Origin of the sequence: Achromobacter animicus (genome assembly GCF_902859585.1) — a bacterium.
GTDB classification, from domain to species: domain Bacteria; phylum Pseudomonadota; class Gammaproteobacteria; order Burkholderiales; family Burkholderiaceae_B; genus Achromobacter; species Achromobacter animicus.
In genome coordinates, this window is record NZ_CADIJM010000014.1 from 114,926 (window position 1) to 125,451 (window position 10,526).

At 59.6% G+C, this 10,526-nt stretch carries 9 protein-coding genes and 1 pseudogene; 7 read left to right on the forward strand and 3 right to left on the reverse strand.

Annotated elements, in window-relative coordinates; all coding sequences use genetic code 11:
* The first annotated feature begins 17 nt into the window (after positions 1-17).
* From pgi to HV681_RS23565, 5 genes and pseudogenes are all read left to right on the forward strand, one after another.
* Positions 18-1,694, forward strand: a complete 1,677-nt coding sequence (pgi, locus tag HV681_RS23550; RefSeq protein ID WP_175125300.1) for a glucose-6-phosphate isomerase — start codon at positions 18-20, stop codon at positions 1,692-1,694.
* 237 nt (positions 1,695-1,931) lie between these two features.
* Complete coding sequence (locus tag HV681_RS23555; RefSeq protein ID WP_175125302.1) at positions 1,932-2,660, forward strand: Crp/Fnr family transcriptional regulator; 729 nt, start codon at positions 1,932-1,934, stop codon at positions 2,658-2,660.
* 20 nt (positions 2,661-2,680) lie between these two features.
* On the forward strand, positions 2,681-2,875 hold the full coding sequence (locus HV681_RS27960) for a hypothetical protein (protein WP_254595056.1): 195 nt from the start codon (positions 2,681-2,683) through the stop codon (positions 2,873-2,875).
* A 234-nt stretch (positions 2,876-3,109) separates the two neighbouring features.
* On the forward strand, positions 3,110-3,397 hold the full coding sequence (locus HV681_RS27965) for a Crp/Fnr family transcriptional regulator (RefSeq protein WP_437340399.1): 288 nt from the start codon (positions 3,110-3,112) through the stop codon (positions 3,395-3,397).
* Positions 3,393-3,665 (forward strand): annotated as a pseudogene (locus HV681_RS23565) (DDE-type integrase/transposase/recombinase); the annotation flags it as partial. The gene HV681_RS27965 and the pseudogene HV681_RS23565, both read left to right, overlap by 5 nt.
* A gap of 468 nt (positions 3,666-4,133) precedes the next feature.
* Here the strand turns inward: HV681_RS23565 and HV681_RS23570 are convergent.
* From HV681_RS23570 to HV681_RS23580, 3 genes are read right to left on the reverse strand one after another with little or no spacing between them, the layout of a single operon-like run.
* Positions 4,134-5,345: an MFS transporter gene (locus HV681_RS23570; RefSeq protein ID WP_175125304.1), complete on the reverse strand. Its 1,212-nt coding sequence runs from the start codon at positions 5,343-5,345 to the stop codon at positions 4,134-4,136.
* Positions 5,345-6,586, reverse strand: a complete 1,242-nt coding sequence (locus HV681_RS23575) for an MFS transporter (RefSeq protein ID WP_175125306.1) — start codon at positions 6,584-6,586, stop codon at positions 5,345-5,347. Before HV681_RS23575 ends, HV681_RS23570 begins: the two co-directional genes overlap by 1 nt.
* Positions 6,587-6,589: 3 nt before the next feature.
* Complete coding sequence (locus tag HV681_RS23580; RefSeq protein WP_175125307.1) at positions 6,590-7,447, reverse strand: SDR family NAD(P)-dependent oxidoreductase; 858 nt, start codon at positions 7,445-7,447, stop codon at positions 6,590-6,592.
* 207 nt (positions 7,448-7,654) lie between these two features.
* Here HV681_RS23580 and HV681_RS23585 point away from each other — a divergent pair, with 207 nt between their 5' ends.
* Both HV681_RS23585 and HV681_RS23590 read left to right on the forward strand, forming a co-directional pair.
* Positions 7,655-8,575 (forward strand): LysR family transcriptional regulator, encoded by a 921-nt coding sequence (locus HV681_RS23585; protein WP_175125309.1) that lies wholly within the window; start codon positions 7,655-7,657, stop codon positions 8,573-8,575.
* Between the two features lie 582 nt (positions 8,576-9,157).
* Complete coding sequence (locus HV681_RS23590) at positions 9,158-10,309, forward strand: metallophosphoesterase (RefSeq protein WP_175125311.1); 1,152 nt, start codon at positions 9,158-9,160, stop codon at positions 10,307-10,309.
* The last annotated feature ends 217 nt before the right edge of the window (positions 10,310-10,526 follow it).

Here is a 10,526-nt window from a genome sequence, read left to right on the forward strand (position 1 = left end):
CTTGGAGGAACAGCGCAATGGTCAGACGAGCAACGGGCGGCCCGAGCGACGTGTCGCTCTCCCACACTTGGCAGACGCTGGCCGAGCACTTGGACGAAGTGCGCCCGCGGCACCTTCGAGACCTGTTCCAGCTTGACCCGGAGCGCGGGCAGCGCTTCAGCGAGGAAGCCGCCGGCTGGTACCTGGATTACTCCAAGAACCGGATCACCCGCAGGACGCTCGAGCTGTTGTTGCGCCTGGCCTGCACGAGCCGTCTGCCGGCGAAGATAGACGCCATGTTCAACGGCGATCCGGTCAATTCCAGCGAAGGCCGCGCGGCATTGCACGTCGCATTGCGCATGCCGGCCGATGCCAGCGTGCGGGTGGATGGCAGGGATGTGGTGCCTGACGTTCAGCGCGTATTGCGCCGCATGGAAAATTTCGCCGGCAAGGTGCGCAGCGGCACCTGGTTCGGCGGGACCGGCAAAAAGATCAGGAATATCGTGAACCTGGGCATAGGCGGCTCCGCGATCGGTGTAGGAATGGCCTGCGCGGCCCTACAGCACTACGGACGGCGGGACATGCAGTTCCGTTTCGTGTCCAACATGGACGGCGCCGACTTCTTTCTGGCAACACGTGATCTGGACCCGCGCGAAACGCTGTTCATCGTCTGCTCGAAAACCTTCCACACACCCGAAACCTTGCGAAACGCGGCCGCCGCGCGAGCCTGGTGCCTGGAAGACATCCAGGACGAGGGCGCGCTGCGGGCGCATTTCGTGGCGGTAACGGGCAATCGCGACGCCGCCATCGCGGCCGGTTTCGCGCCGGAGCATGTATTCGACGTCTGGGATTGGGTCAACGGCCGCTATTCATTGTGTTCCGCCATGGGCCTGGCGCTGCTGACCGCCATCGGGCCCGCCGCCTTCCGCGAGATGCTGGCCGGCTTCCACGACATGGACACCCATTTCCTGTCCGCGCCGATGAAACAGAATCTTCCCGTTCTGCTTGGTTTGATGGGCGTGTGGAACAACAACTTTCTCGGGGCGCGATCGGTTGCGATTCTGCCTTATGCCCACGATCTGAGACGATTCCCTTCCTATGTCCAGCAATTGATGATGGAAAGCAACGGCAAGTCCGTAACCCAAGACGGAGCCCCGGTCGGCAGCATAACCAGTCCGGTCTACTGGGGGGCCTGCGGGACCAATGGCCAGCATTCGTTCCATCAGTTGTTGCATCAGGGCACCCAGATCGTGCCCTGCGACTTCATCGGATTCCTTTCGCCGCTGCCGTCATCGGCGGGCGGCCATGAAGAACTGCTGGCGAACATGTACGCCCAGGCCCAGGCCCTGGCCTTCGGACGCCCTCTGGACGAGGGGGGCGGCCCTGGCGACGCGCAGGCTCGAGGGAAGCACCGGCAGGTGCAGGGGAACCGCCCCAGCAATACGCTCCTGGCCGCGAAGCTCACGCCCCGGTCATTGGGCGCGCTTGTCGCGCTCTATGAGCACAGCGTGTTCACTCAGGGCGTAATCTGGGACATCGACTCCTTCGATCAATGGGGCGTGGAGCTAGGCAAGACGCTAGCCGCGCATATCGCGCAAGCGCTTGGGGCCGGGCAGGCCCACGCACAGGGGCTGGACAGCTCCACGCGCGCGTTGGTGCAGAAATACCTGGATGCCAAGGCCGCCGGCGCTATGTGCGCCAGCGAACGGACTTGAGTCTGGGCTTCCCATAGCGTGACAGGGTCAGCGCAGGGATGGATTCCTGACCTGGCCGCGCCGGGCCGCGTAGCGGGGCCAGCGACCAATAGTGCGCTACTCTGGGCAGGACTCCGTTCGCCACCGCACATAGCGCGTGGCGATTGCCCCTGCCGAGTGGGCAAAGTGTGCCGGAGGATTTTCGGATTGCGGCCCCGGATAGGGCCGTTGCAACTGGGCTTGTTGGAGGGACTCTTCATGCCTGATTCACGCGATCCCCCCCAGAATCAACTATTGGCGGCGTTGCCCCTGCAGGAGATGGAACGATTGTTTCCGCTTCTGGAACGCGTCTCCCTGCCGTTGGGAAAAGCCTTGTACGAACCGGGCGGCCGAATGCGGCATGTCTGCTTCCCGATCGACTGCATTGTCTCGCTGCTGTGCGTCATGGAAGATGGCGCCTCCACCGAAATTGCCGTGGTCGGCAATGAAGGCATCGTTGGCATTTCCTTGTTCATGGGCGGAGAAACCACGCCCAGCCGCGCGATAGTCCAAAGCGCGGGGTCCGCCTATCAGTTGAAGGGTCAGGCGCTGAAAGACGAGTTCGACCGAGGTGGGGCCATGCAGCACCTGCTGCTTCGATACACCCAGGCGCTGCTCACGCAAATGGCCCAGACAGCGGTGTGCAACCGACATCATTCGCTGGACCAGCAGCTTTGCCGCTGGCTGCTGCTCAGCCTGGACCGACTGCAATCCGACGAACTCGCCATGACGCAGGAACTGATCGCCAACATGCTGGGTGTGCGGCGCGAAGGCGTCACCGAGGCGGCCGGCCACCTGCAGGAGGCCGGTCTGATCCGGTATCGCCGCGGCCATATCACCGTGTTGGATCGCGCAGCGCTGGAGGCGCGTGTCTGCGAATGCTATATGGTCGTGCGGCAGGAGTATCAGCGCCTGCTGAGTCAAACTGGCGGCGCGGTCCGCGCCTGAGATGGAACCAGGAGCAGAACTTGCCGCGCCCCGCGATCGCCGATGTTCCCAACCGCCTGCTCGCCGCGATGCCCAGCCGGGAGCGGCCCCGTTTGCTGGATCGCTTCGAGTCCGTTGACCTGGACTTCGGGCAATGCCTGCTTCAGCCCGGCGACCGCATCAACGACGTCTACTTTCCGCGCGGGAGCTATATCTCCCTGATTCTGCCGCAGTAGCACGGTGCTTCCCTGGAGGTGGGCCTGGTCGGCAATGAAGGAATGTGGAGCGTCGACGTTTCATTGGGCGCCGATACCTCGCAGTTGCGCGCCGTCGTGCAGGGCGCCGGGTCCGCCTTGCGCATGAAAGCGAATCTGTTCCGGCAGGAGTTGGACGCCAGTGCAGCGCTGCGCGGCCTGATCGGCCGCTATACCGTGGTAATCCTGCAGCAGCTCGCCCAGACCGCGGTCTGCATGCATTCTCATTTCATCGAGGGCAGGCTTGCGCGCTGGTTGCTGATGACGCAAGACCGCGCGCATTCGGGCAGCTTTCACCTCACTCATGAATACCTGGCTTATATGCTGGGTGTGCGGCGGGTCGGCGTAACGGTGGCGGCCTCGGCCCTTCAGCACCGCAAGCTGATCGCGTATCGCCGCGGAAACATCGAGATCCTGAACAGGCCAGGCCTGGAGCAGGTGGCGTGCGATTGCTACGCCGCGGACCAGCTCAGCTACGGCCAACTCAGGAGCGGCCCCAACTGACAACCACCGCAATTGGGGCTTTGGTCTGTGCTTCCTGTATCTGTGCAATGTGCGAGGCTTCGGCTGGAACCATAAGCGCGTGTACCGGATCTATCGCACTCGAACTGAAATCCGCGTGTTCAAGGTGATCGACGACTTCAACCGCGAGGCACTGGGCATTGAGGTTGACTTCTCGTTGCCGTCCAAGCGCGTGATCCGCACGCTCAAGCAGATCATCGGCTGGCGGGGAAACCCCCTGGCCATTCGGTGCGATAACGGACCCGAATACCTCAGTTGGTTTTCTAGCCATAAAGTGCATCCAGGTTGAACATTTGTTCGAGAAGTTCATCCAGCTTGCCGTTCAGCTCGTGCGGCCAGGATTGATCGTTGGGGGGGCGCTGCAGTCTCTACGGATCCTCAGATCAAATCTGGCGCAAGGTAAGTACGGACACAGGACACGACCATAACGCCTTGCGAGAAGGGGGCAGACCTGCAGGAGGTCGCACTGTGTCGGTCGAATCGACCGAGGCGGCTGGTGGATAGCGGAATATGTCGCTGACCGGCCGCACCGCACTCAGCCTACAACGGCCGTCGCTTGAAGCACTTGCGATGGTCGTTCTTAGTCTGGAGCCCGCTACGGCGACAGACCGCTTCTGGCCGCGACCAGTCGTCGACGACTGGCAGATTTCGACCCAATGCGGTCATTCGGCAACCTGCGTTGAACCCACTATGAGACGGCCGTTTTAAAGCATCGACTTCAGATTCGTTCGGCGCGTCGTCTTGTTGTGCTGCGTACCGTGAAGGCCATAAGTGCCATGCCTAGCACGGCCAGCGCGCCGCCTACCCAGCCTGTAGACGCCCAACCCAGACCATGCGAAATCGCGGCGCCACCTAGCACTGCGCCGATCGCGTTTGAGAGATTGAACGCGCTGTGGTTAAGCGCTGCGGCCAAGGTCTGGGCTTCACCAGCCACGTTCATCAATCGCGCTTGTAGAGCCGGAACCAAAGCGAAGCCTGTGCCTACAAGAAACAGTACGGTAACGGTCGCCGCCTTGGATCCGGCGAACATAGAAAACGCCCCGAGGAAGACCGCGTTCCAGAGTAAGAATCCAAAGATCGTCGGGACGAGGGCTTTGTCCGCGAACTTTCCGCCAACCAAATTTCCCACCACCATCCCAAGACCCCATACGCAAAGCACCGCAGGAACCGTCGCTTCGTCGAAGCCCGTCACCTTCGTGAGGGTCGGCGTGATGTAGCTGTAGACGGCGAACATGCCGCCAAACCCGACAGATGCAACTCCCAGCGTGAGCCAAAGGAGCGGCCGCTTCAGGCCCGCGAGTTCGGTCATGGGGCTTCCTCCTCCAGGCATTACGGGGATGTAGCGAAGCATCATTACGAGGGTCAGGACAGCACCAGCCGCAACCGCGACAAAGGCAGACTGCCAACCTAGCCACTGCCCTAGACCTGTGGCTGCCGGTACGCCGACAACGTTTGCTGCTGCTAATCCGAGCATTACATAGCCGACGGCTTGAGCCCGCTTGCCTTCTCCCGCAAGCGTCGCGGCCACGAGCGAGGCGACGCCATAGTAGGCGCCATGAGGTAGACCGGAGACAAATCGAGCAACGATCAACGAGTGATAGCCGGTGGCTAACGCGCTTCCGATGTAGCCAATGGCAAAGAGAACCATGAGCGTGAGCAGCAGATGCTTGCGTGGCCACCTGGCGGCGCCGATGGCAATCAGCGGAGCTCCGATCATGACTCCAATGGCATAGGCACTGATGTATGCGCCGGCACTAGGGATGGACACCCCAGTACTTTCCGCCATTCCCGGCAACAGGCTCATCGATGCGAATTCGCCTGTTCCGACAAAAAGGCCGCCAAGGCCGAGCGTGAGAATTGCGCCCAGAAAGCCGTGGGGAGATATAGAGCTGTCAAAGGTACGGGATAGGGAAACGGTTGATTCGGTCATTAATTAGAGTTCGAGAGTCGATTGCAAGACGGATGTACGTGACGCTGGCGGGGCAGCATCCACGGAGCGCCGTCAGTTCTTTTGCTCAGCAACAGCCATCCTCCGCAAGTCGCGGAAACTGCTGCCATGAGAGTCACCATCGCCAATTGAAGGCCGACCATCTCGGCAACCGGTCCGATCACCAGCGGACCCGCCAGCAGCCCGATATATGCGATCCGAGTTGTGGTGGCCAGGCCCTGCGATGCTGCCCAGCCCGCCTCGTTGGCCAGCTTGCCCGCAGTAGAGAACAGCACTGGAATTACGTTCGACAAGCCGACGCCAGTGATGAAGAACCCTGCGATTACGGCGGTTGGAGAAATATTGGATAGAACGACGGTCAGTCCCGCTAGGCTGAGTGCGCCACTGGTAGCTATCACTGCTTGGTGGCTGTACCTGTCTCGCACCCAATCTCCGCCCATGCGACCCATCGCCATCGCAATGGCAAAGGCTGCATATCCGAAGCCTACCCACCCGGCGTTCGCGTGAGCGATGTCTCGCATGTACACGGCTGCCCAGTCATAGAAGGCCCCTTCAATGACCAAGGCTGAGAAAGCTAGGGCTCCGAGCGTTCGGAGTCGGCGACCAGCCTCTTTGTCCAAACCGGGATGAGCTCCACTCGCGGCTCCTTCGGCTTCTCTGTGTGTAAGGGGATCATTACGCAAAAACCGAGCAGCCAATACCATGGCCAGGAGGCAGGGCATCGCCACGCAAATAAAGTTGAGCGCCGGCGTCACGTTCCCGGCTGCCCATGCGCTTGCCAAGAGCGCCCCTGCGAGGCCTCCGGCGCTAAAGCTGCCGTGCACTGACCCAATGAGCGATCGCTTGGAGATTTGCTCCAGGTGCGCCACTTGCGCGTTCGCTGCGACGTCGTTGGCCGCTGTGGCCATCCCGTATATGAATAGCAGGACGAGCAGGCCACCGAAGTCCCACATGAGCAGGATGGGACCCGCTGAGAGGGCCATAAGAATGCCGCTGCGAACGCTCGCGGTCCCGCTTCCCACACGCGAAATCCATCGTCCTGCGGCGGCCATCGTCGCTATCCCGCCGATTGCTACCGCGGCCATCGCAAGGGAAAGCACCCCTTCTGAAAGGCCGAATTTCTCCTTGATGACGGGCACGCTCACACCCCAAGTAGCGTAAAGCAACCCATTGCAGAAGAGAGTCGCCATGGTGGCTAGGCGGGCGGGATTGACGTCGAGCATGGCTTAACGAGGTTCACTGCTCTTGGCAAAGGCAGCGAATTCGTTCTTGAAGTCCGGGTGCCACCGAGAAAGGGCCGGCCGCCGCTTTATAAGATCGTCCATGGCCCACTGCATCCGTCGTTGGTCCAGTTCGCTCGTAACCTCGTTGTCCTCGCAAAAGATGTAGAACTCACCGGCGCGCACACCTTGGACCATGCGATCGGCGACCTGATCAGCGCTCCATGGCGCCTCTGGCTTGAGAGAGTCGTAGGTCGTACCAGGGAAGTTCATGGGCGTGAAGGTATAGCCAGGAATGAGCAGGTGAGCCGTAACGCGATCGCCGATCTGCTCTCTCAGCTCATGAGCCAATTGCTCAGTCAACACGCGCACGGCTGCTTTTGAGAGCGCATAGGCGGCATTTCCGGGGCGGGTCGTTATGCCTTCTTTTGAACCCACATTTACGATCGCCGAAGCGGATGGTTGGTCAAGAAGGGGGCCAACAAAGTGCTGCTGTATTCCGAGCATTGACCAGAAGTTGACTTCCATCGTCTGGCGCCATTGCTCCATGTTCTCGTACGGCCCAGCGCCTTTCAGGATCCCGGCGTTGTTCACGATTACGGAGATCTCGCCAAGGGCTTCGGCTTCTCGACCCATGGCCGCGCCAGCGGTTTCAGAGGTGACGTCGCCGGCAATGCTGCGCAGCTCAAGTTCGGGGAAGTCGGTGTGAAGGCGCTCGGATGCCTGCGTAAGCATGCGCCCGTTGTGATCGAGCAGGACGAGTTTCATCCCTTCCTTGGCAAGTCGATGGGCAATGGCGTAACCGATGCCGATGGCGGCTCCAGTAACGATGGCGACTCCGCCTCTACGTATGGCGTGGTCCATGGTTTTTTCTCCGTATGGCAGCTGGCTACCTACTCAAGATCGCCAGAAGCTGGCCGGCTCAAGATCTTCCTAATGAAGTCAGGTAGCCGTTGGCGTGTGTTTGGGGTAGCCTATTGTTGAATTGAATTAATAATAAATCGTCTAATAGCGCCATTTATTGAGGCAATTCCACTAGAACGTTGAATTTTTCTCAACCTTGGAGATCCCATGCCAGTTCGCCCCACCGCCAAACTATCCAGGGCCGATCTCGCCGATCTGAACTCGTTCCTGGCCGTTCACCGGCTACGCAGCTTCACGCAAGCAGCGGTTGATTTGGGGATCTCAACTTCGGCCTTGAGTCATTCGATCCGGAACCTGGAGACGCGCCTTGGGGTGCGCCTTTTGAACAGGACTAGCCGCACGGTGTCGCCAACTGAGGCCGGCTCAAACCTGGCCTCTCGTCTGGAGATCGGGTTCGACGAGATCGCGGGTGCGCTTGAGGAGGTGGACCGGCATCGCGATCGCCCGATGGGCCGCCTGCGGATCAATACGCTGAATGATGGCGCAAGGCTACTGGTATCAAGGTACCTACCCAAATTTCTGCAAAACTATCCGGAGGTGTCGGTAGAGGTTGCGGTAGAAGATCAGATGGTCGACATCGTTGCCGCAGGCTTCGATGCTGGCGTGCGCTTCGGGGGAACGGTACCCGAGGATTTTGTCGCTGTCCGTATCGGTGCTCCGTTAAAGTGGGTTGCCGCGGCAGCGCCCAAATACCTGAACAGGCGGACTCCTATCGCGGTCCCTGAGGACCTGAAAGCACATAATTGCATTCAGATCCGAACCGGCCAGGGCGTCATCTATCGTTGGGAGTTTGAGAAGGACGGTGAACGTCAAGCGATCGACGTGCCTGGGCAGCTCTGTGTTAACGAAACCACACTCGGGGTGGAAATGGCGAAGGCCGGCGCTGGTATCACCTATTGCTTGGAGAAGCGCATCACGGGAGAGCTCGAGCGAGGCGAGTTGCAGGTGGTCCTTCCTGAGTGGGCGCCAATCGAGCCCGCCTTCTATATCTACTATCCTGGACATCGGCAAACCCCACCTGGTCTGCGTGAATTCATCGACATGTTGCGGGAGGAGCCGCTCGTGTAAGCAGGCGGAACCGTGAGCTGGCGGAGAACGCCCCTCCCGCTCGATGCGGAGTAGTTACGCTTTACGCAGATCCAGAACGTAGCGATATCGCGCCTTTTTGCTAGCGGCGTCATCCCAGAGTTGGTTTAGCTGTGGACCTTTGACCAGTTTTTACTCGGGCCGAATGTCGTGGAGGTTGCAGAAGTCGACCACTTCCTGAGTCTCGAATTCCACCGATAAGCGCCCCAGCAAAGCTATTGCGCGCAATGATCGTAACGAGGGACAACTGGTTTGCCTTCCGAACGTCTCTGATTCCGGCTAGGCACATCGTTGCATCGCGCTTAAGTGTGCCAATGAGCAGCTCCATAGCCTTCGACCATCGACACGGACAGGCTCAGTGCAGCAATGTTATTTGCTCAACGATAAGAGCGGCTCATGTGCGCGAATTCGCGAATAGAGGACGACGTCACACACGGAAAATCACCGGTGAGCCCAACTCAACGAAAGGTTGAATCCTGCTAACAGATTGCTGGCGTCAGAGCTAATACCATCGAGCGGCTCCAGCGGTCTGATTTAACCGCGCTAATCAGGATCATTGCCTTCGTGTTTCACATTGCCTTCACCTTCGTCTTTCTCTACCTTCTTTGGCGCTTCGTTCTGCCTTTGCCTGTTGGGCGCGGATGGCGAGTGTTCATCTCGATTCTCCTTCTCGTCGTATCCAAAGTGCATTGGATCAACGATGCGCTGTACGGAAACATGTGGTCGTTCGAGGCGCCGTACTCGTTCGCGCTGTTCGTCGGTTGGCTGTTTTGCGCATGCGTCTTACTTTTTTTCTTCGTATTGCTCGGGGATGGCTTGTTGCTTCTGGTTTGGCTCATTCGCGGCAGGCAGACGCGCAATTGCATCGCGCCCTGGGTGGCGCCGGTAGCGATGATACTGGCCGTTGTCACGTCGATCATCGGAGTCGGAAACGCGGTTCGTGTCCCTGATGTAAAGCACATTGAGGTGCCAATCGCAGATCTGCCAGCATCGCTTGACGGTTTCAGAGTGGTGCAACTCACCGACACTCACATCAGTCGACTGTTCCCGGAGACATGGGTAAACGAGGTCGTGGCGCGTACTAATGCTCTATCGCCTGATCTGATCTTGTTCACCGGCGACTTCATCGATGGAACCGTCGGCGACCGGATTGCTGACGTGGCGCCGCTTGCCAACCTGAGGGCGCGCTTCGGTGTACTTGGTATCCCAGGGAATCATGAGTACTACTTCGACTACACGCAGTGGCGAGAGCGCTTGGCGGCACTCGGTATCCAACTGATCGAAAACTCCCACGTTGAATTACCGCTCGGTGATGCTGGATTGACGATCGTAGGGGTGACCGATGCTGCGGCGAGTGGCTATGGATTCTCCGGGCCGGATCTGGATGTGGCATTGCGCGGTGCGCACAAGACGTGGCCCATAGTGCTCATGAGCCATCGTCCGGAGGGGGCGCTGGACAATGCGAAAGCGGGTGTCGATTTGCAGCTCTCTGGCCACACGCATGGTGGGATGATTGCGGGGCTCAATCACCTTGGTAAGTTCGCAAACCAGGGATACGTGTCCGGCCTGTATGACGTTGGAGGTATGAGACTGTATGTCAGCAATGGAACCGCGTTGTGGATGGGTTTTCCGATCCGCTTGGGTGTTCCAGCCGAGATTACAGAGTTCACCCTGCGGGTGGCGGTCGCGACGAGACGCGGGGTAGATGGCGAGTGAAGGTAGCCGCTGAATGATGATCTTGTCGGATACCAAGCCTATGAACACCCCCAGCATTAAGTGAGCATTTAGTCTGAGTCGAGCGGCCGGTATGTCCGCTTATGGCCGAGGCTGTGTGAAAACTCTTTGACGCCGCTACGGTGATCTAGATAGAGTTTGGTATCTCGATCCCGGGAGTCGACATGCCCCGATTCATCGAAGGTCAGGACCGGCAGCA